The 22988-nt window shown below is 58.6% G+C and carries 23 protein-coding genes and 4 tRNA genes; 12 read left to right on the plus strand and 15 right to left on the minus strand.

All coding sequences use genetic code 11. From position 1 onward, the window contains the following. Position 1 precedes the first annotated feature (1 nt). The 3 genes from KGB06_RS11430 to KGB06_RS11440 form a co-directional block, all read right to left on the minus strand. Positions 2-1588, minus strand: coding sequence for a sensor histidine kinase (locus tag KGB06_RS11430; RefSeq protein ID WP_223515710.1), 1587 nt, complete (start codon positions 1586-1588; stop codon positions 2-4). Further along, entirely contained in the window at positions 1578-1811 is a 234-nt protein-coding gene (locus tag KGB06_RS11435; RefSeq protein ID WP_223515567.1) for a PP0621 family protein, read from the minus strand. Before KGB06_RS11435 ends, KGB06_RS11430 begins: the two co-directional genes overlap by 11 nt. Positions 1812-1933: 122 nt before the next feature. Next, positions 1934-2956 carry an outer membrane protein assembly factor BamD gene (locus KGB06_RS11440; RefSeq protein ID WP_223515569.1) on the minus strand — a complete coding sequence of 341 codons (1023 nt, stop codon included), beginning with the start codon at positions 2954-2956 and terminating at the stop codon, positions 1934-1936. A 151-nt stretch (positions 2957-3107) separates the two neighbouring features. On the opposite strand from KGB06_RS11440, the gene rluD reads away from it, so the two are divergent. From rluD to KGB06_RS11475, 7 genes are all read left to right on the plus strand, one after another. Continuing rightward, positions 3108-4070, plus strand: a complete 963-nt coding sequence (rluD, locus tag KGB06_RS11445) for a 23S rRNA pseudouridine(1911/1915/1917) synthase RluD (protein WP_007942311.1) — start codon at positions 3108-3110, stop codon at positions 4068-4070. Then, the gene (pgeF, locus tag KGB06_RS11450) at positions 4067-4792 is read left to right on the plus strand and encodes a peptidoglycan editing factor PgeF (RefSeq protein WP_223515587.1); all 726 of its coding nucleotides are present in this window, start codon (positions 4067-4069) and stop codon (positions 4790-4792) included. Before rluD ends, pgeF begins: the two co-directional genes overlap by 4 nt. A 130-nt stretch (positions 4793-4922) precedes the next feature. Beyond that, a complete protein-coding gene (clpB, locus tag KGB06_RS11455; protein ID WP_223515590.1) occupies positions 4923-7487 on the plus strand; it encodes an ATP-dependent chaperone ClpB in 2565 nt (854 codons plus the stop codon). A gap of 299 nt (positions 7488-7786) precedes the next feature. Beyond that, positions 7787-7862: transfer RNA gene (locus tag KGB06_RS11460), tRNA-Asn, on the plus strand. Positions 7863-7871: 9 nt separating this feature from the next. Further along, positions 7872-7948 (plus strand) — tRNA-Pro (locus tag KGB06_RS11465). Positions 7949-7953: 5 nt separating this feature from the next. Further along, a tRNA-Lys gene (locus KGB06_RS11470) sits at positions 7954-8029 on the plus strand. 96 nt (positions 8030-8125) lie between these two features. Beyond that, a tRNA-Pro gene (locus tag KGB06_RS11475) sits at positions 8126-8202 on the plus strand. 100 nt (positions 8203-8302) lie between these two features. Here the strand turns inward: KGB06_RS11475 and KGB06_RS11480 are convergent. The 5 genes from KGB06_RS11480 to KGB06_RS11500 form a co-directional block, all read right to left on the minus strand. After that, positions 8303-8701 carry an EF-hand domain-containing protein gene (locus tag KGB06_RS11480; RefSeq protein WP_223515593.1) on the minus strand — a complete coding sequence of 133 codons (399 nt, stop codon included), beginning with the start codon at positions 8699-8701 and terminating at the stop codon, positions 8303-8305. Positions 8702-9024: 323 nt separating this feature from the next. Then, a complete protein-coding gene (locus tag KGB06_RS11485) occupies positions 9025-10323 on the minus strand; it encodes an NAD(P)/FAD-dependent oxidoreductase (protein ID WP_223515596.1) in 1299 nt (432 codons plus the stop codon). A 60-nt stretch (positions 10324-10383) separates the two neighbouring features. Beyond that, complete coding sequence (locus tag KGB06_RS11490) at positions 10384-10557, minus strand: DUF3094 domain-containing protein (protein ID WP_008028730.1); 174 nt, start codon at positions 10555-10557, stop codon at positions 10384-10386. A 50-nt stretch (positions 10558-10607) separates the two neighbouring features. Then, positions 10608-11135, minus strand: coding sequence for an MOSC domain-containing protein (locus KGB06_RS11495; protein ID WP_223515599.1), 528 nt, complete (start codon positions 11133-11135; stop codon positions 10608-10610). After that, positions 11132-11758 (minus strand): DUF1780 domain-containing protein, encoded by a 627-nt coding sequence (locus tag KGB06_RS11500; protein WP_007942303.1) that lies wholly within the window; start codon positions 11756-11758, stop codon positions 11132-11134. Before KGB06_RS11500 ends, KGB06_RS11495 begins: the two co-directional genes overlap by 4 nt. Before the next feature lie 129 nt (positions 11759-11887). Here KGB06_RS11500 and KGB06_RS11505 point away from each other — a divergent pair, with 129 nt between their 5' ends. The 3 genes from KGB06_RS11505 to KGB06_RS11515 all read left to right on the plus strand — a co-directional run bounded on the left by KGB06_RS11505 (position 11888) and on the right by KGB06_RS11515 (position 13320). Continuing rightward, complete coding sequence (locus KGB06_RS11505; protein WP_223515602.1) at positions 11888-12355, plus strand: FAD/FMN-containing dehydrogenase; 468 nt, start codon at positions 11888-11890, stop codon at positions 12353-12355. Continuing rightward, positions 12352-13041, plus strand: coding sequence for an energy-coupling factor ABC transporter permease (locus KGB06_RS11510; RefSeq protein ID WP_223515605.1), 690 nt, complete (start codon positions 12352-12354; stop codon positions 13039-13041). Before KGB06_RS11505 ends, KGB06_RS11510 begins: the two co-directional genes overlap by 4 nt. Positions 13042-13104: 63 nt before the next feature. Beyond that, positions 13105-13320 carry a hypothetical protein gene (locus KGB06_RS11515; RefSeq protein ID WP_223515608.1) on the plus strand — a complete coding sequence of 72 codons (216 nt, stop codon included), beginning with the start codon at positions 13105-13107 and terminating at the stop codon, positions 13318-13320. A gap of 3 nt (positions 13321-13323) precedes the next feature. Here the strand turns inward: KGB06_RS11515 and yacG are convergent, their stop codons facing one another. Genes yacG through KGB06_RS11535 form a run of 4 tightly spaced genes read right to left on the minus strand, consistent with a single transcriptional unit; the run spans position 13324 to position 16232 of the window. Further along, positions 13324-13524, minus strand: coding sequence for a DNA gyrase inhibitor YacG (gene yacG / locus KGB06_RS11520; protein ID WP_007942299.1), 201 nt, complete (start codon positions 13522-13524; stop codon positions 13324-13326). Continuing rightward, positions 13521-14144, minus strand: a complete 624-nt coding sequence (gene coaE, locus KGB06_RS11525) for a dephospho-CoA kinase (protein WP_223515611.1) — start codon at positions 14142-14144, stop codon at positions 13521-13523. Before coaE ends, yacG begins: the two co-directional genes overlap by 4 nt. Next, on the minus strand, positions 14141-15013 hold the full coding sequence (locus KGB06_RS11530) for a prepilin peptidase (RefSeq protein ID WP_223515613.1): 873 nt from the start codon (positions 15011-15013) through the stop codon (positions 14141-14143). Before KGB06_RS11530 ends, coaE begins: the two co-directional genes overlap by 4 nt. 1 nt (position 15014) lies before the next feature. Further along, positions 15015-16232 (minus strand): type II secretion system F family protein, encoded by a 1218-nt coding sequence (locus tag KGB06_RS11535; RefSeq protein ID WP_223515616.1) that lies wholly within the window; start codon positions 16230-16232, stop codon positions 15015-15017. 233 nt (positions 16233-16465) lie between these two features. Here KGB06_RS11535 and KGB06_RS11540 point away from each other — a divergent pair, with 233 nt between their 5' ends. Together KGB06_RS11540 and KGB06_RS11545 are read left to right on the plus strand one after the other, a co-directional pair. Further along, on the plus strand, positions 16466-16888 hold the full coding sequence (locus KGB06_RS11540; RefSeq protein WP_223515619.1) for a pilin: 423 nt from the start codon (positions 16466-16468) through the stop codon (positions 16886-16888). A gap of 306 nt (positions 16889-17194) precedes the next feature. Next, positions 17195-17548 carry a BON domain-containing protein gene (locus KGB06_RS11545; protein ID WP_223515622.1) on the plus strand — a complete coding sequence of 118 codons (354 nt, stop codon included), beginning with the start codon at positions 17195-17197 and terminating at the stop codon, positions 17546-17548. Between the two features lie 314 nt (positions 17549-17862). Here KGB06_RS11545 and KGB06_RS11550 read toward each other — a convergent pair whose 3' ends face one another. From KGB06_RS11550 to KGB06_RS11560, 3 genes are all read right to left on the minus strand, one after another. Next, positions 17863-20847 (minus strand): DUF748 domain-containing protein, encoded by a 2985-nt coding sequence (locus KGB06_RS11550; protein WP_223515625.1) that lies wholly within the window; start codon positions 20845-20847, stop codon positions 17863-17865. A gap of 60 nt (positions 20848-20907) precedes the next feature. Continuing rightward, a complete protein-coding gene (locus KGB06_RS11555; protein WP_223515628.1) occupies positions 20908-21924 on the minus strand; it encodes a class I SAM-dependent rRNA methyltransferase in 1017 nt (338 codons plus the stop codon). 173 nt (positions 21925-22097) lie between these two features. Continuing rightward, positions 22098-22970, minus strand: coding sequence for an oxygenase MpaB family protein (locus KGB06_RS11560; RefSeq protein WP_223515631.1), 873 nt, complete (start codon positions 22968-22970; stop codon positions 22098-22100). Between the last annotated feature and the right edge of the window lie 18 nt (positions 22971-22988).

Consider the following 22988-nt stretch of genomic DNA (forward strand, 5'->3'; position numbering starts at 1 on the left):
TTCAACTTTGTTTCCGTCCGTGGGCAAAAGTAATGCGAAAGCAGCCGCCTTGGCGTGGTTTGAAGTCTAGGCGGGCCTGATTGCTTTCGCACAGCTCACGGGACAGATAAAGCCCCAGGCCCGTGCCTTGGCTACTGGTGGTAAAAAACGGTTCGAACAAATGCACCTGCTGGTCCGGCGCCACGCCGGGGCCGTTGTCCACCACTTCGAGCATCGGTAACTGGGTGTCGGCATCAACAAACAACTCGAGCCAGACTTGGGCCGCGTCGTGATTCAGGGCGCTATGGCGCCAGGCATTGCGCAACAAATTGTCCAGAACCTGGGTGAGCTGGATCGGGTCCATCAAGGTGTTGAAGTCGCCTGAGCCTATACGCAAGTGAATGTGCTGACCCTCGGTCGTGCCCTCACGGGTTTCGGCGACGAACCTTTCCAGCCACGGCTTCAGATCGAGCCGTTGCGGTACGGTTTGCTGGCGGCGGGACAGTTGCAGGACGTTTTCGATAACCCGATTCATTCGCTGAGAGTGGTCTTGAATAATCTGGGTCAGACGCCGATCTGCCCCCTTGAGTTCCTCGGATTCGCGCAGCAATTGCGCGGCATGACTGATGGCGCCCAGTGGATTGCGGATTTCATGGGCAATACCCGCCGTCAGTCGACCGAGGGCGGCGAGTTTTAGTTGCTGTGCTTGTTGTGCGACCTGAGCGAGGTCTTCGAGAAAAACCAGGATCTGGTGGTTGGGGCTTTGGTTCAGGGCAATGAAACCGGGTTGCAGCTCCAGGCCGTTGCCAGCGATTTTCAGGTTTTGCGGGCGCAGGGTCGGATTGTTTAGCCACAGCTGAAGACGTTCGGCCAGCATTGGCGAAAAATCATCGATCAGCTGTCCGTCGAGGGCTTTGTGCCCCAGGAAAGTCAATGCGCTGTGATTGGCCAGTAGCACCCGCCGCTGCTCGTCGAGCACCAGAATGCCCGTGCGCATGCGTTGCAGGATCAGCGCATTGAGTGCTTCGAGCCCCACCACTTCGCTGGCCCGCTGTTCGGCGAGGTGTTCGCTGACTTCCAAGCGTCTTGTCAGGCCTTGCACCAGCAATGCCGCGGCAAAACACAGCGCGCCGAGCGTGCCGACTTGCAGGTAATCGTTGGGACTGGCCGGGTGACTGTAGCTCAGGAGGAAACTCAAACCGACGATGCCCAGTGCGCCGACTGCGGCGATTGACAGGCCGGTACGTCCACGCAGCAGGGTATTGCCGATGGCCACTGACACGATCAATAGATTGCCGATGCCACTGGCCACTCCGCCAGCGGCGTAAAACAAACCGCAGAGCAGCAAGACGTCGACCAGCGCGAGGCTGAACAGCTGCGCCGGCCGTCGGGTGTTTTCCAGAAACACCACCAGCAGAATATTCAGCACCAGGTACAACCAGCTGCCACTGCGCAGCAGGTCGTCATTGGCGAACGCCAGCAACCCGTTGTCGAGGTTGCTGGTCATCAACAACACCAGAGTGATGCCGACGCTTAAGCGGTAGAAGTGATAAAGGCGCAGCAGTCGCTGGGCCTGTTTGTCGCCGGGACTGGGCGTCTCAGCGACCACCAGGGCCCGGGCCTTGCTCAAGGTGAGCCTGGCTGCAATACCACTGTTGTTGAAGGCTCAGCGCGCGGTCGCGGGGCAGGTGTACGCCGCAATGGGCGCAGCGGACCATCGGAGCAGCCTCCAGCTCGGCGGAGGACCTGGGGGCGGAAGCCGAGCCCTTGAACTTGCGCCAGAACCATACCGCAGCGGCAATCAGGGCGATCCAGAACAGTAAACGGAGCATGGTGAGCAGCTTTATGACGAGTGATTCAGCAGTTTAGCCAAGGTGATGCCAAGCGCACAGCGTAATCATCACGCCCACAAAAAAGGAGCCTTGCAAGGCTCCTTTTTGTACAACCGGCGGTGTCAGTCGAACACGCCAAAGGTCATGTAGCTGAACCACGAGCGGTCGCTGTTGTTGCCTTCGGACTCGTGTTGCTCTTCTTCGACTGCGTCGCCACTTCCATCTTTAGGCTTCAGTTCGCTCGGAATCGCTTCCTTGGCATCCTGGAACTGTCTCTGCACGTCCTGGTTGGCACGGGTTTCACCCGGCGGCAGTGGTGGGCGGGACTCGATCAGGCCCAGTGTGGCCTTGCTCATCCACGAGCGGTTGTCAGCTTCGGCAACCGAAGGCTTGAACTGACCGTCTTCCAGGCTTGGGTTGGTCGGGTAGTTGAGCTTCAGGGTTTCGAGGCTGGTGGCCGCCAGCTCGTCCAGATGCATACGCTGGTAGGCTTCAGTCATGATCGCCAGGCCGTCACCGACGGACGGGGTATCCTGGAAGTTTTCCACCACGTAACGGCCACGGTTCGCAGCGGCGACATAGGCCTGACGGGTCAGGTAATAGTGGCCAACGTGAATCTCGTAGGCCGCCAGCAAGTTGCGCAGGTAAATCATGCGCTGCTTGGCGTCTGGCGAGTAGCGGCTGTTCGGGAAGCGGCTAGTCAGCTGGGCGAACTCGTTGAAGGAGTCGCGAGCGGCACCCGGATCACGCTTGGTCATGTCCAGTGGCAGGAAGCGCGCCAGCAGGCCAACGTCCTGATCAAAGGACGTCAGACCTTTCATATAGTAGGCGTAATCCACGTTCGGGTGCTGCGGGTGCAGGCGAATGAAACGCTCGGCGGCCGACTTGGCAGCTTCTGGCTCGGTGTTTTTGTAGTTCGCGTAGATGAGCTCCAGTTGAGCCTGATCAGCGTAGCGACCGAACGGATAACGCGACTCCAGAGCCTTCAGCTTGGCAATGGCGCTGGTGTAGCTACTCTTGTCCAAATCTTGTTGAGCCTGCTGGTACAGCTCTACTTCGCTAAGGTTTTCGTCTACGACTTCCTTCGATGAGCAAGCAGCGGTCAATGCGAGGATGGCGATCAGCAGCAGGTGTTTCACTTGCATGGCGGCTTGCGTCCCTATGACGGCCGCTGTCTTGGGCGGGGCCGTCCTGTTATGATGAGCGCCCCGTTGTGTAGCCTCGGGGCAAAAGACGCCGTATTTAACCACAAGCGCGCAGCTGAAACCAAAAGCTGTGCCGACGCCTAGTCTGAGCATGTCCGATAAAATTGAACTCCGCGCAGAGGTGCCGTCCGAATTGGGCGGCCAACGCCTCGATCAAGTCGCCGCACAATTATTCGCTGAGCACTCGCGCTCGCGCCTTTCCGCCTGGATCAAAGACGGCCGCCTGACTGTGGATGGGGCGGTTATCCGCCCGCGAGACATCGTTCACGGTGGCGCCATTCTTGAACTGACTGCCGAGCAGGAAGCTCAGGGCGAATGGATCGCTCAAGACATCGAGCTGGACATCGTCTATGAAGATGACGACATCCTGGTGATCAACAAACCTGCGGGTCTGGTGGTGCATCCGGCTGCCGGTCACGCTGATGGCACCTTGCTCAACGCCTTGCTGCACCACGTGCCGGACATTATTAATGTGCCCCGTGCCGGTATCGTGCATCGCCTGGACAAGGACACCACCGGTCTGATGGTGGTGGCCAAGACCATTCAGGCGCAGACACAGCTTGTCACTCAATTGCAGAGCCGCAGCGTAAGCCGGATCTACGAATGCATCGTGATCGGTGTGGTGACAGCGGGTGGCAAGATCAACGCGCCCATCGGTCGTCACGGCCAGCAACGCCAGCGCATGGCGGTGATGGAAGGTGGCAAGCAAGCCGTCAGCCACTATCGCGTGCTCGAGCGTTTCCGCTCCCACACTCACGTGCGGGTGAAGCTGGAAACCGGTCGTACCCACCAGATTCGTGTGCACATGGCTCACATCAACTACCCGTTGGTCGGAGACCCTGCCTACGGCGGTCGCTTCCGTATTCCGCCGGCAGCCAGTGTGACCATGGTCGAATCGTTGAAGGCGTTCCCGCGTCAGGCCCTGCATGCGCGGTTCCTGGAGCTGGATCACCCGACCACCGGTAAGCGCATGAGCTGGGAATCACCATTGCCGGACGATTTCGTCTGGTTGCTGACCCTGCTCAAGCAAGACCGTGAGGCGTTCATCGGATGAGTGACTGGCTGATTCCCGACTGGCCTGCGCCTGCCGGGGTGAAAGCCTGTGTGACCACCCGTGCGGGCGGCGTCAGCCTGACGCCGTTCGACAGCCTCAACCTCGGCGATCATGTCGACGACAGCCCCGACGCTGTGGCCGAGAACCGCCGTCGCCTCACCGATCATTTCTCTATTCAACCAGCCTGGCTGCAACAGGTTCACGGCATCGCCGTGGCCCATGCGGATCCAAGCCTGGTAGCCACCGCTGACGCCAGCTGGACGGCCACGCCCGGTATCGCCTGCGCGGCGATGACGGCTGACTGTTTGCCAGCGCTGTTTTGCGACCGTGCCGGCACCCGCGTTGCAGCGGCGCACGCCGGTTGGCGCGGGTTGGCGGCGGGGGTGCTGGAAGCGACCCTCGACGCGTTGGCCGTACCGGCAGAAGACGTGCTGGTCTGGCTCGGCCCGGCCATTGGCCCGCAAGCCTTTGAAGTCGGCCCGGAAGTGCGCGAAATCTTCGTGCAGCAATTACCCGACGCGGCCAAAGCTTTTGTGCCAAGCCAAAACGCCGGGAAATTTATGGCCGACATCTACGAGCTGGCGCGTTTGCGTCTGGCTGCTCGCGGTGTCACTGCTATTTATGGCGGCGGTTTCTGCACCGTGACCGATCCGCGCTTCTTTTCTTACCGCCGCAGCCCTCGCACTGGTCGGTTTGCCTCCCTCATTTGGCTTGAACGCTAGACTGAGCTGATCTGCATCAACATCACGACGCTTGAAACTCCCGGAATCGACCGCATCTATAGCGGTATCTGGCAGGTTTCTTCATTCAGGATGTTTTATAGGTCCGGCCTGCTCAAAAGGAAGGTGACCCATGCGTATAGATCGTTTAACCAGCAAATTGCAGTTAGCACTATCCGACGCCCAATCCCTGGCTGTCGGCCTCGACCATCCCGGCATCGAGCCGGCGCACTTGATGCAGGCCTTGCTTGAACAGCAGGGCGGCTCGATCAAACCCCTGCTGATGCAGGTCGGTTTCGACGTCAACAGCCTGCGTAAAGAGCTGACCAAAGAGCTCGACCAGCTGCCGAAAATCCAGAACCCGACCGGCGACGTGAACATGTCGCAGGACCTGGCGCGCCTGCTCAATCAGGCTGATCGCCTGGCCCAGCAGAAGGGCGACCAGTTCATCTCCAGCGAGCTGGTGCTGCTCGCTGCCATGGACGAAAACAGCAAACTCGGCAAGTTGTTGCTGGGGCAGGGCGTGAGCAAGAAAGCCCTGGAAAACGCGATCAATAACCTGCGTGGCGGCGAAGCGGTCAACGACGCCAACCACGAGGAGTCGCGCCAGGCACTGGATAAATACACCGTCGACCTGACCAAGCGTGCCGAAGAAGGCAAGCTCGATCCGGTGATCGGCCGTGACGATGAAATTCGCCGGACCATTCAGGTCCTGCAACGCCGTACCAAGAACAACCCGGTGCTGATCGGCGAGCCTGGCGTGGGTAAAACCGCCATCGCCGAGGGCCTGGCCCAGCGCATCATCAATGGCGAAGTGCCGGATGGCCTGAAAGGCAAGCGCCTGCTGTCCCTCGACATGGGGGCGCTGATTGCCGGCGCCAAGTATCGCGGTGAGTTTGAAGAGCGCCTGAAGTCGCTGCTCAACGAGCTGTCGAAGCAGGAAGGGCAGATCATTCTGTTCATCGACGAACTGCACACCATGGTCGGCGCTGGCAAAGGCGAAGGCTCGATGGATGCGGGCAACATGCTCAAGCCTGCCCTGGCTCGTGGCGAGCTGCATTGCGTCGGCGCGACCACGCTCAACGAGTACCGCCAATATATAGAGAAGGACGCAGCCCTCGAGCGGCGCTTCCAGAAAGTACTGGTGGACGAGCCGAGCGAAGAAGACACCATCGCGATTTTGCGTGGCCTCAAAGAGCGTTATGAGGTTCACCACAAGGTGGCGATCACCGACGGCGCCATCATCGCCGCAGCCAAGCTCAGTCATCGCTACATTACTGATCGCCAGTTGCCGGACAAGGCCATCGACCTGATCGACGAAGCGGCCAGCCGTATTCGGATGGAGATCGACTCCAAGCCTGAAGTGCTCGACCGTCTTGAGCGTCGCCTGATTCAGTTGAAGGTGGAATCGCAGGCGCTGAAGAAAGAAAGCGACGAAGCGGCGATCAAACGCCTGGAAAAACTCCAGGAAGAAATCGGACGCCTTGAGCGTGAGTACTCGGACCTCGAAGAAATCTGGAATTCGGAAAAAGCCGAAGTCCAGGGTTCTGCGCAGATCCAGCAGAAAATCGAACAGTCCCGTCAGGAGCTGGAAGCCGCACGCCGTAAAGGCGACCTGAACCGCATGGCCGAGCTGCAATACGGGGTGATCCCGGACCTGGAGCGCAGCCTGCAAATGGTTGATCAGCACGGCAAAAGCGAAAACCAGTTGCTACGCAGCAAGGTGACTGAAGAAGAAATCGCTGAAGTCGTGTCGAAGTGGACCGGTATCCCCGTGTCGAAAATGCTCGAAGGCGAGCGCGACAAACTGATGAAGATGGAAAGCCTGTTGCACCAGCGTGTGATTGGTCAGGACGAAGCGGTGATCGCGGTTTCCAACGCGGTGCGCCGTTCGCGGGCCGGGTTGTCTGACCCGAATCGCCCAAGTGGTTCGTTCATGTTCCTCGGCCCGACCGGTGTCGGTAAAACCGAGCTGTGCAAGGCACTGGCCGAGTTCCTCTTTGATACCGAAGAGGCGATGGTGCGGATCGACATGTCCGAATTCATGGAGAAACATTCCGTGGCCCGACTGATCGGTGCGCCACCAGGGTACGTGGGCTATGAAGAGGGCGGTTACCTGACCGAGGCGGTGCGTCGCAAGCCTTACTCGGTGATCCTCCTGGACGAGGTCGAGAAGGCCCACCCGGATGTGTTCAACATCTTGCTGCAAGTGCTGGAAGATGGCCGCTTGACTGACAGCCATGGCCGCACGGTGGATTTCAAGAATACCGTGATCGTCATGACGTCTAACCTGGGTTCGGTGCAGATCCAGGAACTGGTCGGTGATCGTGAAGCGCAGCGTGCGGCGGTGATGGATGCGATTTCCACCCACTTCCGGCCGGAGTTCATCAACCGGGTCGACGAAGTGGTGATCTTCGAGCCATTGGCGCGGGATCAGATCGCAGGCATTACCGAGATCCAGTTGGGACGCCTGCGCAGTCGTCTGACCGAGCGTGAGCTGAAACTGGAGCTGAGTCCTGAGGCCATGGATAAGCTGATCGCGGTGGGTTACGACCCTGTGTACGGCGCACGTCCGCTCAAACGAGCGATTCAGCGCTGGATCGAAAATCCGCTGGCTCAGTTGATTCTGTCGGGTCGTTTCATGCCCGGCGAGACCGCCAAGGGTGTGGTGGAGAACGACGAAATCGTATTCGTCTGACCCATCCAGGCAACAAAACTGATGAGGCCTCGCATTGCGAGGCCTTTTTTTCGCCAGGCTGTTGAACTCTAAGGAAAAGGCTTGTAAAGTGCGCCCCGCAGTAAGTCACCCGCCAGGGTTTCCGCTCCCCAAGCAGGAATCCAAAATAAGTTGCAAATCATTAACTTGAAAGCAATTTAGGGGGTTGACAGAGGTTCTGAAGATTGTAGAATAGCGCGCCTCAGACACACGAACGCAGCGATGCGAACGGGTCGAAGAGAACGCAAAAAGCTTCACCGTTGTAAATTGAAATATGTAGTTCCGTGATAGCTCAGTCGGTAGAGCAAATGACTGTTAATCATTGGGTCCCAGGTTCGAGTCCTGGTCACGGAGCCAATTTCAAACCGGGGTATAGCGCAGTCCGGTAGCGCGCCTGCTTTGGGAGCAGGATGTCAGGAGTTCGAATCCCCTTACCCCGACCATTTTTGGGTCGTTAGCTCAGTTGGTAGAGCAGTTGGCTTTTAACCAATTGGTCGTAGGTTCGAATCCCACACGACCCACCATTTTTGAAACCAGTTAACGCTGGAATCGAATCTTAAGATCAGAGGCCAAAAGCGCTGATCGAAGAAGGCGACTTGTAAAGGTCGCCTTTTTTTTACCGGGGTATAGCGCAGTCCGGTAGCGCGCCTGCTTTGGGAGCAGGATGTCAGGAGTTCGAATCCCCTTACCCCGACCATATTAAAAATCCTCGTATCGAAAGATACGGGGATTTTTTTTGTCTGCCGAAAAAAAGCCCCGCTTCTCGGTGGAGAAAGCGGGGCGTGGTACTCAGAGGCTTAGGCGCCGTCTTGGTCTTTCAGGTGCTCGAACAAACCTTTTGGCATTTTCTTGCCGTTGGCTTCGAAATTGGCTTTCACGTTGTTGTAAGCCTCTTGCTCGTCGATAAAACCGTCATGGTTGGTGTCGATCTTGTCGAAATTGGACTTCGGCGCGACTTTCAGGAATTCCGCACGGGAAACTTTACCGTCGTCATCGGTGTCGGTTTTGGCCATCGATGCATCGCCACACTTGCCTTCACCGCATTTGCCTTCAGGGGTTTTCACCACCTGTTCAGCCGAGGCCAGCAGATAGCCTTGAGTCAACGGCTGCGAAGCGAATACGGAGCCGGTCAACATCATGCCACCGGCCAAAACAGCGCCAAGCAGACCGATAGTGTTTTTGGTGGTACGGGACATTTCAATTCTCCTGGGTTGCACGACACAACCGCTTGATAACGGGTTGCCACGTAAGTGCGGCGATAAACCTGCGCAGGCGTGGTGCCTTGCTCGGGTGTGGCCATTTAGCGGGAGTGGTGTATCGCTACTGTGTCGCGCAAGGGGGGAGTTTGTAATCGAAGGGGCAAAAACGCGGGGGGAGATACAGTGAGACACAGATTTATACGTTGATGACTAAAAAATGTGGGAGCGAGCCTGCTCGCGAAGGCGGTGTAACAGTCAACACAGAGGTTGAATGTAATGGCCTCTTCGCGAGCAGGCTCGCTCCCGCAGTTGGATGTGTGTCAGTGCAGCTTGAGTCGCGGTTCAGTTCCGCGCCCGATCTTGCTGCCCAGCATCAGCATCGCCGTACGAAACGCGCCATACAGCGCCATCTGGTGCATACGGTACAGCGACACATAAAACATCCGCGCCAGCCAGCCTTCCAGCATCACACTACCGGTCAGGTTGCCCATCAAGTTACCCACAGCCGAAAAACGCGACAGCGAGATCAGCGAGCCGTAATCGGTGTACTTGTACTCCGGCAACGCCTTGCCTTCGATCCGCAGCTTCAGCGATTTGGCCAGCAACGAAGCCTGCTGGTGCGCCGCCTGGGCACGCGGCGGTACATTGCGATCAGTGCCCGGTTGCGGGCAGGCCGCGCAATCGCCGAAGGCGAAGATGTTCTCGTCGCGGGTGGTTTGCAGGGTTGGCAGCACTTGCAGCTGGTTGATGCGGTTGGTTTCCAGACCGTCGATGTCCTTGAGGAAACCCGGAGCCCGAATCCCGGCGGCCCAGACTTTCAGGCTGGCGTTGATCACTTTGCCATCGGCGGTGATCAGGCTGTCGGCCGTGACTTCACTGACCGCGGCATTGGTCATGACGTTGACCCCGAGTTTCTCCAGGGTTTTATGCACAGGCCCGCCGATACGTTCCGGCAGGGCAGGCAATACCCGTGGCCCGGCTTCGATCAGGGTGATGTGCATGTTTTCCGGTTTGATCCGATCCAGACCATAAGCGGCCAGTTCATGCGCAGCGTTGTGCAGCTCGGCGGCCAGTTCAACGCCGGTAGCGCCGGCACCAACGATGGCCACGCTGATCTGTTCGACTTTGTCGGTTTGCCCGGCATGGGCGCGTAGATAGTGGTTGAGCAGTTGCTGGTGGAAACGCTCGGCCTGTTTGCGCGTGTCGAGGAACAGGCAGTGCTGCGCCGCGCCTTGGGTGCCGAAATCGTTGGTGGTGCTGCCGACGGCAATCACCAGCGAGTCGTAACCCACTTCGCGGGCGGGCACCAGTTCCAGACCGGCTTCGTCGTAAGTGGCGGCCAGCTGGATTTTTTTCTGCGTGCGATCGAGCCCGCTCATGCGCCCCAGCTGGAACTCGAAGTGGTTCCATTTGGCCTGGGCAACATAGTTGAGTTCGTCTTCGGAGGAGTTCAGCGACCCGGCCGCCACTTCGTGCAACAGCGGTTTCCAGATGTGGGTCAGGTTCGCGTCGACCAGCATCACACTGGCCGTGCCGCGCTTGCCCAGAGTCTTACCCAGACGGGTAGCCAACTCCAGACCGCCGGCGCCGCCGCCAACGATGACAATACGATGAGTCATGGGGATATCTCGCAAGGCTAAAAGAAATCGGTGCAGTCAACCGAGCGAGCGCGATGCTGCTCATAGCGTCAGGTAACTGATAAATCGGCTCAACAGGCCCAGACCAATGGTCACTGCCAGTACCACCACCAGGAGCATCCACGGCCGGAAAGGACGGCGCTCGACTCGGTGCTGGGACAAGTGCAGGTACTCTTCGACATGCTTTTGGTCGTCGGGGTTCAGGCGGCTGGTCATAAAGGCCTCGTCAGTAGACGTTGCTGAATGTGTAGAAGCTACAGGCTGAGTTAACGAACGTTGAACGGAGCATAGCCGCTGTCCGGGACAGGCTCGACGCTCACCGTGTCGTCCAGGCGAATGATTCCACTTTGTATCACTCGGGTGGTGATTCCGCCATGTCCGCGCACGGCCTGAAAAGTCCCGGGGCCGAGGTTGTTTTGAAGGCGCGCACAAGGCTGGCACCAGCCGGTGGTTTCGAAAATCGCCTGACCGATCCGGAAGCGCCGACCCTTCAGGCTGAACAGGTTGATACCGCTGATAACGAGGTTGCGCCGCAAATCATTAGGTAATACCGGCTGATCGTCCGTGCGGCCCATCAACGAACTGATCACCGCCAGATGCTCCCACTGAATCAACGTCACCTGCCGCGCGTTACGCACGCCAGGGCGGGCTTGATCGCCGGTCAAACCGGCTTCGAGTCGCGCTTCCACGGCATCCAGTTCGATCATCGGTACGTGAGGTTCGGGGCGCACGCCGATCCAGCGTACGCGGCCGGTTTGCGGGACTTGCGCGATCAATTCCTGCAATGGGCTCACAGGCTGATTCCGACATCGAAGACGATGCTGCGCCCCAGATTACTGCGCAAGAAGTCCGGTGCATCCGGGTGCGCGAACAGCACCCGGGCGAACGTCGGGCCGACCAGTGACAGCGAACGCCAGCCCTGGCGCAGGTATTCGGTCGGCGGTGGAAAATGGCTGTTGAGGTCCAGCACTTCGCGCTTGAGGCTGGCGAAGGCGATGATGTCGAGCTCCCCCAGGTCCATGCCACGTTCTTTGTAGTTGTGCGCTTTTTTGCGCAAGGTCGGCGCCAGTCTCAGCAAAAACTCATTGGCGGGGATGCGTTTGGGTTTGGCTTCGCGTCGCACTAACTGACTCAGGGAAAACGCACTGCGCCGACGTTGCAGTTCGTCGCGCCATTCGTCGTTCAGTCGCCGGCCCTCATCGAGCACGAAGAACACCTCGAAATTCGCCTCCCGAAACAATACGTCCGGCGGCTCGCCGGCCGGGGCGAACTCGTCGGCGCGGTAGGGAATGTTCAAGCCTTGCAGCAGGCGCTGGCACACCCAACGCTCACGCTCCCATTTGCGGGCATTGGACAGGAACGCGTTGGCTTGCTCGGCCGCGATGGTCAGCAGGCGTAAATAATCTGAGTCATCCATAGGCCCAAGCTTAGCGTTCAAATGCGACAAGCAGAAAGCGTTTACCGGCAATGGACGTCACTGGGCAGTCTGAAAGGGCGGTGTAGACTGATGGCCATCATGCAGAAGCGATAGGACAAGGGGTTGAAGGTGAAATATTGGCCGGTGTTGCTGCTCAGTTTTCTGCCCTTGTGGGCCCAGGCACTGGAAGTGGGCGAGCGACTGGCGCCCTGGACCTTGCTCGATCAGTACGACCAGGCGTTCACGCTAGATAATCAGGCTCGGACGCTGCTGGTGGCGCGAAGTATGGACGCCGCCAAACTGGTAGAGGCTGCACTGCAAGGCCAGCCAAAAGGCTATCTGGAGGCGCGGCACGTCGTATTTTTAGCGGACATCCAGCGCATGCCACGGTTGATTGCGAAGATGTTTGCCATTCCGGCCATGCGCGATTATTCCTACCGGGTAATGCTGGACCGTGAGGGGCGTGTGGCGCAGCGCTACCCCGGGGCTGAGGACAAAGTACTGTGGCTGCAACTCAAGGACGGCCAATTGTTGGCACAACACGAATATGCCACGGCCGCGCAGCTACATGAGGCGCTAGAGAAGGCCCGACCATGATTGGTGCCGAGTTGCTGTCACCGCAGACGCTGACGGTCGGCTGGCTGATCTATGTGCCTGTGCTGCTCTGGGCCATCTGGCGCACGCCCTGGGTTGAGCTATTCACAGACAGCCGCCGCCAGCATTTGCTGTTTGGCACGGTGTTCGCGCTGTTTATGCTGTGGCTGGTGCGGCGGGATTTCGACACTGGCGTGTCTTATCACTTCATCGGCATGACAGCCGTGACCCTGCTGCTGGATTGGCCGTTGGCGATCATCGGCGGCTTGATTGCGCAGTTCGGGCTGGTGTTGCTCGGGCGTCAGGACCTGGTCGCCGTTGGCGTAAACGGGGCGCTGCTGATTTTACTGCCGGTGCTGGTCACTGAGTGCATCGCCATCCGGGTGGAGCGGGCGCAGCCGCGTAACCTCTTTGTGTATATCTTTTGTTCCGGTTTTTTTGCGGCGGCGCTGTCGGCGTTGTTGTGCCTGCTGCTGGCGTTGTGGGTGCTGTGGTTCGACGAACGTTTTGCCATGCCGTATTGGCTGGAAGATTTTGTCGGCTATCTGTGGCTGCTGATTTTTCCGGAAGCGTTCATCAACGGCATGATCGTCAGCGCGCTGGTGGTGTTTTGCCCAGAATGGCTGGAGACGTTCAATCGCACGCGCTACCTTTCGGCCCCCTGGAAAGACGACGATCCGAAGTCTTGATCCACATCACATCGGCACTTCATCGACGAATTCATGCTCGACAAAACCTTCAGGAGCATCGGTATGAGTGTGTACGAGTGGGCGAGGCAGGAGTTGCGTCAGAGTCTGGATGGGGCGCAGGAGGTGGGGTTTGATCCGGGCTTGAGCCTGCGCGCCTTGCTCAGCGCGGTAGTAGAGCAAAGCAAGGCAGTGCGCAGTACCGAAGACCTGGCCGACGAGTTGCGTTTTCTCGCGGAAAACCTCGATGACGACCAGGACTACGGTTTTATGCGGCCTTGAACCTCAGTGACGCGGTTCGAAGTCTTCGCTGAACAGGTCGTCCTCGGCGTCCGGGCTGACCGGAATCTTGTGTTCTTCCGATGCCCATGCCCCGAGATCGATCAGTTTGCAGCGATCCGAGCAGAACGGCCGGAAGGTGTTCTCGGCACTCCATTCAACAGGAGCGCCACAGGTTGGGCATTGGACGGTTGGGGTCTGGCTCATGACTGGCCTCCACGCAAAGTAAGGTAAAAGTGATGCAGGCGTTCGACCTCGCTGTGCAGCCAGGCGAGGTCGCGGTCGTTGACCACCACATCGTCGGCATGGCTCACGCGGTCCTGGCGGCTGGTCTGGACCTTGAGGATCGCCTGGACCTGTTGTTCAGTGGTCTGGTCACGCTGCAAGGTGCGTTCGATTTGTAACTGTTGCGGGGCATCGATTACTAGGACGCGTTGAGTCATGGCGGTCTGCCCGGACTCGATCAGCAGCGGCGAAACCAGAATCGCGTAAGGCGATTGTGCCTTGGCCAGATTGTGAGCGATTTCTTCACCGATCAACGGATGCAACAAGCCTTCGAGCCACCGGCGTTCCTCCGGCACTTCAAAGATCAATGCGCGCAGGGCCGCACGATCCAGTTGTCCGTCGGCTTGCAGCACACCAGGTCCGAAGTGTTCGGCGATGGCGGTCAGCGCCGGGCGACCCGGTTCCACCACCCAGCGCGCCGCGTGATCGGCGTCCACGACGTGGATGCCCATGTCGATGAAGTGTTGGGCGGCCGCGCTTTTGCCGCTGCCGATGCCGCCGGTCAGGCCGAGAATCCAGGGTTTTTCCACAGGGGTATTCATTTCAAACCGACAAACTGCCAATAGAAGTCGGTTATTTGACCACCCCAGAGCAAGGCAATCCAGCCGGCAATCGCCAGATAGGGGCCGAAGGGGATTGGCGACGAGGTTTTTGCGTTGCGCAGACGCAACAATATCACCCCGAGAATGGCGCCCACGAGCGATGACAGCAGGATCGTCAGCGGCAGAATTTGCCAGCCACCCCACGCCCCGAGCATGGCCAGTAACTTGAAATCACCGTGGCCGATACCGTCTTTTCCGGTAAGCAGCTTGAACAGCCAGAAAACCGACCACAACGCCATGTACCCGGCCACCGCCCCCCAAAGAGCTTCATGTAATGATACGAAGACCCCGAAGCTGTTGACGATCAACCCCAGCCATAACAGCGGCAGTACCAGCACGTCCGGCAGCAGTTGGTGCTCGGCGTCGATCAGGCTCATCGCCAGCAAGCCCCAGGTCAGGACCAACACCATGCAGGCCTGCCACCCGAAACCGAAATGCCAGGCGATAAACGCCGAGAGCAGGCCACAAGTCAGTTCGGTCAGCGGATAGCGCTTGCCGATAGGTGCGGCGCAGTTCGAGCATCGCCCCCGTAAAAACAGATAACTGAGCACCGGGATGTTTTCCCATGCGCGAATTCGATGGTCGCACTGCGGGCAATGGGAGTGGGGCAGCATCAGATTGTAGGTCGGGCCGGGTGCTTCGGGTGGTACACCCAGCACGTCATGGGCTTGTAGCCGCCATTCGCGGTCGAGCATTTTCGGCAGGCGCCAGATCACCACATTGAGGAAGCTGCCCACGACCAGGCCCACCACTAATGCGAGGGTCACGAAGAACGCTGGGTAAACAGTCAGAATTTCATTCAATGGCATGTCAGATCGCTGAGCCGAGTTGGAAGATGGGCAAGTACATCGCAACCACCAGGCCCCCGACGATAACACCCAGCACGACCATGATGAATGGTTCCATCAGGCTGGTGAGGTTATCGACCATGTTGTCTACTTCGTCTTCGTAGAAGCCCGCGACCTTGTCAAGCATGGCATCCAGTGCGCCGGACTCTTCACCAATGGCCGTCATTTGAATCGCCATGTTGGGGAATACGCCGCAAGTGCGCATGGAAAAATTCAGTTGCATGCCGGTCGACACGTCCTGCCTGATGCGCAGGACCGCACGCTTGAACACGATGTTGCCGGTCGCACCGGCCACGGACTCCAATGCTTCGACCAATGGCACGCCGGCGGCAAAGGTAGTCGACAGCGTTCGGGCGTAGCGGGCCACGGCAGACTTGTACATCAGCGTGCCGATCAGGGGCAGTTTCAACAGCCAGGTGTCCCGCCAGTCGCGAAAGCCCGGGGATTTCTTGAAAGCGTGGCGCACGCCGAAAATCGCCGTGATCAGCACACCGAGCATCACCCACCACCAGTGCTGCATGAACGCCGACAGGCCGATGACCATCACCGTGAAGGCAGGCAGTTCGGCACCAAAACCTTTGAACACCGACTCGAACTGCGGCACCACCTTGACCAGTAGAATCCCCGTGACAATGATCGCGACAAACACCACGGCCAATGGGTAGGTCATGGCTTTCTTGATTTTTGCCTTCAGGCTTTCGCTCTTTTCCTTATAGGTCGCCACCCGTTCCAGCAAAGTATCGAGAGCGCCGGCCTGCTCGCCGGCATCCACCAGGTTGCAGTAGAGCTCATCGAAATACTGCGGCTTTTTGCGCAGGGACGCGGCGAAGCTGTTACCCGCCGCGACTTCCTGTTTCAACTCGTCCACCAGTTTGCGCATGGCCGGGTTATCGAAGCCTTCGCCGATAATGTCGAACGACTGCAACAGCGGCACGCCGGCTTTCATCATGGTCGCCATCTGCCGGGTGAACAGGGCGATGTCCTGAGTCTTGATGCGTTTGCCGACGTTGAAAATCGACGCGGATTTCTTGCGCACCTTGCCGGGGGTGATGCCTTGCTTGCGCAGTTGGGCCTTGATCAACGCCGGGTTCTGGCCGCTCAACTCACCGATCATCTTGGTGCCTTTCCTGTCTGTGCCTTCCCAAGCGTAGACATTTGTTTTTGCTGCTTTGACCGACATGTTCAGTCCTTGGTGACCCGATTGATTTCTTCATGGCTTATAGCCTAGTCAAGGCGCTGAGCCAAACCAGCGGCCTTGAGGTGACAAAAAGTGTCAGATAGTGCGGTTCCTGGGGGTAGGAACGGTCCTTGATTCGACTCGCCGCCCCGCGAACAAGGGCTGTAGCGCTTGGCATGGGCTGTGCTGATGCTCTTTCAGATCATGAGCTTTCGACTCATGCATGGAGCTTGTCTATGAAGACTCAGAAAGGTTTTACCCTGATCGAACTGCTGATCGTGGTGGCGATCATCGGGATTCTGGCGACGTTTGCGTTGCCGATGTATTCCAAATATCAGGCCAGGGCGAAGTTGACGGCTGGCCTGGCCGAGATTTCCGCGATGAAGGTGCCGTATGAAGATGCGATCAACCAAGGCATTGCGCCAACGGTAGCCAACGTGGCGCCGGCGGGTAATGCCACGACCAGCAATTGCACCGTCGCGGTCACCGGCGCAGTGGCCACAGGCAATGGCACCATCACCTGCACGATTTTGAATGCCCCAGGGCCAGTGCTGAGCAAGACCATTACGTTGAAGCGTGATGCGGCCAATGGCTGGTCGTGTATCAGTTCCGCTGACCAAGATTACTTACCTAAAGCCTGCACCAGTTCCGCCTCGTAAACGCTGACGCCCAACACGGCCCCGCTGCTTCGGTTGCGGGGCTTTTTTTGTTTGTCGAATGCCTGGCTACTGCAAAAAAGGCAAAAAATTCAGGGTGTTAGGAACTTTGTGAAAACCCGCAAGTTGCATGCAGAGTTTTGCCTGGTCATGCATTTTGCATGATTTCGAAAATTCGCAATATTTATAACATATTGATTTATAACGATTTAGTTGTTGTCTCAACGTTGGCACAGCGTTCGCACTCTACCCAGTAACCCTGCTGCGAAGACAACCAGCAGACTTTCTAGAAAAACAGGAGTTACTCGTATGAAGAAGTTCGCTATCGCTGCCGCTACTGCTACCGCGCTGACCCTGACGCTGGCCAACGCTGCATTCGCGCAGACCACCACCACTCAAGCCCCGTTGACAGTGGCTACTGGTGAAGCTGCCAAGGTCGAGGAAGTTACTTCCGATACCTGGATCACGACCAAAGTTAAAAGCGACTTGCTGACCGAAAAAGGCATTCCTGGCACCGACATCAAAGTCGAAACCAACAAAGGCGTCGTGTCACTGTCGTCCACTGTTGCAGTGACTGATTCCCAGAAAGCCACCGCAGTGGCGATCACCAAGAAAATCAAAGGCGTCAAAGCGGTCTCCGCTGACGGCCTGAAAGCCGAGTAAGGCAAGACTTCTCGCCTGGACCGGGAGAAGGTGTGGCAGACGGGCTGAGTAATACGGCTGCCACTTCTTAGGCGTTCATGCGAACGGCCATAAGGATGTGGTCATTACAGGCCCCCGACAATCGTGTCAGGGGCCTGTTCTATTTGGGTGGCACAAAACAACTGTGGGAGCGAGCCTGCTCGCGATAGCTGAGTGTCAGGCGACATCTATCTGGAATGTCCGATCCCCATCGCGAGCAGGCTCACTTCTACAATGGATTTTTGGTCACTCAAAATGGTGGTGAGTTCGATGGCTGCTGACCAATCTTCCGAGCATCACTCGGCATCCAGATGCAACGGCGTCACCACCCGGCCGTCACTTTGCGCTTCGCCAAGGTTGGCGTCGATGAAGTACACACGGTCGTCGGCCAGCTGACCTTTATCCACCAGATAGTCCTTGATGCTGCTCGCGCGCTCCTGCCCCAATTGACGCAACAGCACGTCACTGGTACTCCAGAACTTGATCACGTCGGCGCGCATTTTGGCGGTGCGTTCTTCCTTGCTCAGGTCCTTCCATTCGGCCGGCGGTTGAGTCTTCAGGCGCGTGCGGTAGATGCCTTCCAACAGCGGGCCTTTCTCGTTTTCCGGGACCACCAGCAATGAGGCCTGGGCCGGGACTTTGTCACCGCGACGCTGGAGCATTTTGTAGTAGTTGTATTGGTATTCCCGTTCCAGGCGTTGCTCGGCAATCAACGGGCCGTCACTGCTGGCGGCCGCCGTGCCTTCGATTTCAAGGCGCAGGGCCGGACGTTCCTTCAAGGCTTGGGACAGTTTGACCAACGCCCCTTCGGCTTCCTGGCTCAAATCGCTTGAGCCTGGTGCGAACGATACGGTGCCCAAGTCCTCGGAACCGCCGCCACTGACCAGTCCGCCAATCAGTTTGAACGGCGCAGCGGCGGCTTTGACGATCAGGTTGCGCAGGGTTTGCCAGATAATCGGCATGACGCTGAACTGCGGATTATTGAGGTCGCCAGTGACAGGCAATTCGATGGAAATCTTGCCATCTACGTCTTTGAGCAAGGCAATCGCCAGTTTCAGCGGCAGACTCACAGCATCCGGGCTGTCGACTTTTTCACCCAACTGCAGTTGCTCGACCACCACTTTGTTTTCGGCCTTGAGCTGACCTTTGACGATCAGGTAATGCAAGTCGAGGTTGAGCCGGCCCTTACGGATGCGATACCCGGCAAACTTGCCGGAGTAAGGCGTGAGCGTGGTCAGTTCCACACGTTTGAAACTGGTGGCGATGTCGAGGCTGGCCATCGGGTCGAACGGATTGACCGCGCCCTTGATGGTCACCGGTGCATAACGGTCGACCTTGCCTTTGATATCCACGCTGGCCGGTTTTGCCTGACGGCTGTCGATGGTGCCGATCTGCCCGTTGAGCTGTTGCACGGCAGTGGCGAAGTTCGGTGTCAGGCTGAAGTCGGCGAAGTTGGCCGAGCCGTCGTTGATGGCGATACCGCCGATGTGAATGCCCAGTGGTTTGTCGTTGCTGGCCGGTTTGGCGGCGGTGGCTTTGGCGCCCGTGTCGGGCGATTGCGGGATCAACAGGTCATCGATGTTGGTGGTGCGATCTTCGTTGATCATGAAGCGCGTATAGGGCTGGAACAGGTTGACCTTGTCGATCGACAGGCTATCACCGTGCTGATAGTTCAGGCCTTCGAGCACCAACTGTTGCCACTTGAGGAAGTCGCGGGTTTTAAGGGTGTCGAGGGTGTGCAACTGATCGACTTGAACCCGGCCGGTGACGCTGAATGCCAGTGGCTCAGTGCTTTTCAGATCGACCGCCAGATCACTGCCGAGCATGCCGCTACGCAGTTCCAGGCGGATGAATGGGGTGATGTAGGACTGGGCGACACGCAGGTCGATGTCTTTGGTCTGCCCCTTCAGCTTGGCGCTGATCGGGGCGAGATTGACCACGCCGTCGGCCAAAACCTTGCCTTGTTTGCCCACGCCAGTGTCGAGCTTGAGATTAAAAGGCGAACCGTTAAGGCTGTCGAAGTTCTGCAGGTCCAGATTCAACGGGCCGACTTCCAGCGCCACAGCGGGTTGCGCCTTGCGGTCGGCCAGGTGTACCTGGGAATCGCGCAGCTGCACGTCTTTGAGCAGCACTTGCCACGGTTTGCCCGGTGGCGTCGGTTCAGGTTTGGGTGAGTCGGCTGCCGCTGGCGTACTGGCGGGTTCAGCCTTGGCCTTGGCGGCGGGTTTGGACGGCTGGCTGGCGAACAGTTTTTGCCAGTCGAGTTGCCCGTCGGCTTCGAGGGCGGCCCAGGTTTCCAGCTTGTGGCTGCGAATCTTGCCGACCACCACGAGTTGCTTGGCCAGGTCTACCGTGGTTTCGCTGATGTCCAGTCGTTCAAGCTTCGCCAACGGCCGTCCGTCCGGGGCCTTGATCGCGAAAGGCGCGACGCTGACAGCGACATTGCTCAGCAGCAGTTGGGTTTCTTTGGACAGATTGAGCTTGTAGTCGGTACTGAGGCTCATGATGCCCCTTTCGAGATCCAGGGGCACTGCGTCGCGCACATAGGGCCAGAAGGCTTTCATCTTGCCATCGGTGATTTTCAGCTTACCTTCGGAGGCGAGCGGGATCAGGCTGAAGTTGCCGGTCCAGTCGACCTGTCCGCCGTTGGGGCCGATGGCCACCAAGGTCATGTCGGCGCTGTCGTCGGGCAGGGTGCTGAGGTTTTTCAGCTCGAAGTCGAGTTTGTCGTAGAGGAACTCGATAGGTTCGCTTGGCCGGGCATCTTCAAAGTGCACGGTGCCGCCGGTCAATTCGATCCGCTCGATGCGCAGCGGAAACGGCTTGGCATCCGGGTCGGCGGGGGTGGGTTCGCTCGCTGGCAGTTTGAATAGCCCAAGTAGATTGAGCTTGCCGTCCTTGCTGAAGAGGATTTCAGTCTTGGGCTTGACCAGTTCGATCTCGGACAAATGCACGGCCTTGGTCCACAGACTGTCCACTTGCAGGTTGGCGTACAGGCGTTCGAAGCCGAACTGCTCTTTGCCCGGCTCGCCGATGACCAGGCCCCAAAGGGTGACTTCCAGGCTGAACGGGTTGAGTTCGATCCGCTGAAGGTGGGCGGGCACCGTGGCGTAGTTGGCCAATTGTTGGTTGGCAACCCGCAACGCGATACCCGGTAAAATCAGAAACCCCAGCAAGCTGTAGAGGGCCAGAGCAGTCAACAAGGCGCCGATAGCGCGAATCAATCCTTTGGGCATGTGTGGCTTCATCTGTCTGAATCGGAGTGCCTTGGAGTATGGCATGCGATTGCAGTTCCGAAGTGACCACGCTTTGCAGGATTTAACTGAATTTTTGGGTGAATGTCAGAGCTGCAGGATCAGCGTTTTCAGCGGCGGCTGCTGATCCATCGACGGAAAATCAGCGCCCGGTGTCATCACTGTCCACTCGCGCACCGGTCGCCCGGCTTTCTCTGCGCAACGCAGCACCTGTTCGCGCCAGTCGTCCATGCTGACTTTTGCCAGGTTGTTGCAGCAGATCAGTACGCCATTGTCGGCGGTGGTCAGCAGCGCGGGTTTGAGCAGACTCTGGTAGTCGCGCAGCAGGTCGACGGTGCCGAAAGCACTCTTGGCCCACGCGGGAGGGTCGAGCAACACCAGGTCGTACTGGCGCTGTTCCAGGCGTTGGTAGCTCGGCAGTTTCTGCCCGCGCCGCTGGCTGATTGGTAGGCCGGCCAGTTGGCGGATCGCCGGGAAGTAATCGGACTGGACGAATTGCATGGCTGGCAACTGCGGATTCAGTAGACCGTTCTCACGGCCGACTGCCAGGTTGCCCTCGGCGAAATCCAGGTTGCACACCTCACGGGCGCCACCGGCCGCAGCGCTCAGGCCGACGCCACAGGTGTAGGCAAACAGGTTGAGCACGCTTTTGTTTTGGCTGTGCGCTTTGACCCAGCCACGGGTATTGCGCAGGTCGAGGAACAGCAGAGGATCCTGGCCGGCATGACGCCCGCGAACCCGGTAATTCAGGCCCCATTCGTGGCCAACCAAATCCTCCAGCGCCGCCTCATTCGCACGGTAGACCGTGTCTTCACGGTCGATGCGCGAATTGCCCCGGGAGCGGTCGTTGTAGACCAGCAGGGTGTCGAGGCCCAAATGCTGGTTGATCGTCTCGTGCAGGTGCAGCAGTGAGTCGCGTTCCAGCGACTGGTGAAAGCTTTGCACCAGCAGCTGCGGGCCATAGCGGTCGATGGTCAGGCCGCCGGCGCCTTCCTGGCTGCCGTGGAACAGTCGATAGCAATCGGTGCCTTGCTGATGCAGTTCGGCAAGCAGGTCCTGGCGATGTTCGAGGGCGGCGCGCAGCGCCTGATTCAAGGAAGACATGCTGGGCGCCTTGCAGGAGGGAATTTGGCGCGGGAGTTTAACAGCTTGGCGCCACACCGAGGTGCTGCCTTCGCGAGCAGGCTCGCTCCCACAAGAGATCTCAACTGTTTGCACATTTATGTTCGACACATATCCACTGTGGGAGCGAGCCTGCTCGCGAAGCTTTTAGCTTTTCAGGTGAGCAACCCCATCCGCCGTTTAGCCCGCTGCACCGAGCCATTTCGCACCGCCCAGCGCAGCATCGGCGCGCTGCGATTGACGCTGGTGCGGATCAGTTTGCGTTGCAACGGGTTTTGGCTGACGCCCAGCATGTCACTGGCCCAGTCAGGCAACAGATCGATGCCGGCCTGCATCATCAAACTGCCGAAAGGTTTGGCCAAACGGCTGGGGGAGGGCGCGTTCAGCAACAGTCGCAAGACTTCGCGGCTGCGCTCATCGCACAGCAACTGTGGGCGAATGCGCTCAAGGTAATCAGCCATTTCCTGCCGCGAACGGGGCACATCACGGGCGCCCAGTCGTTCGGCGACCAACGCGATTTCCCCGTAGTAACGGTCTTGGTCGGCCAGTGACAGATTCGGATTGCGATAACGCAAATGCGCGGCGAGAAAGTTGCTGACTTCGGCCACATGCACCCAGGTCAGCAGGTCTGGATCGCTGGCCGCATAGGGGCGCCCGTCCGGCGCAGTGCCCGTCACTTGCAGGTGGATAGTGCGGACTTTCTCGATCAGCCAGTCGGCATCCTTTCGCGAGCCAAACGTGGTGCCGGAGATGAACTGCCCGGTGCGACGCAGCCGGCCGAGCATGTCCTGGCGAAAATTCGAATGGTCCCAGACACCAGCCAGGGCCAATGGATGCAAGGCTTGCAGCATCAGGGCACTGATGCCGCCGATCAGCATGCTGCTGAAATCGCCATGCACTTGCCAACTCACCGAGTCGGGGCCGAACAGGCCGGGATCGCCTTTGGGATTTTCCAGATCGAGCTTGCCGAGGGACAGACCGGTCAGGCTCATGATCTGGGTTTCGATGCGGGTACGGATGAATTCCATGGCGACTCAGTGGCGAAC

This window comes from Pseudomonas sp. GL-B-19 (assembly GCF_019956415.1).
In the GTDB taxonomy this organism is placed as follows: Bacteria; Pseudomonadota; Gammaproteobacteria; order Pseudomonadales; family Pseudomonadaceae; genus Aquipseudomonas.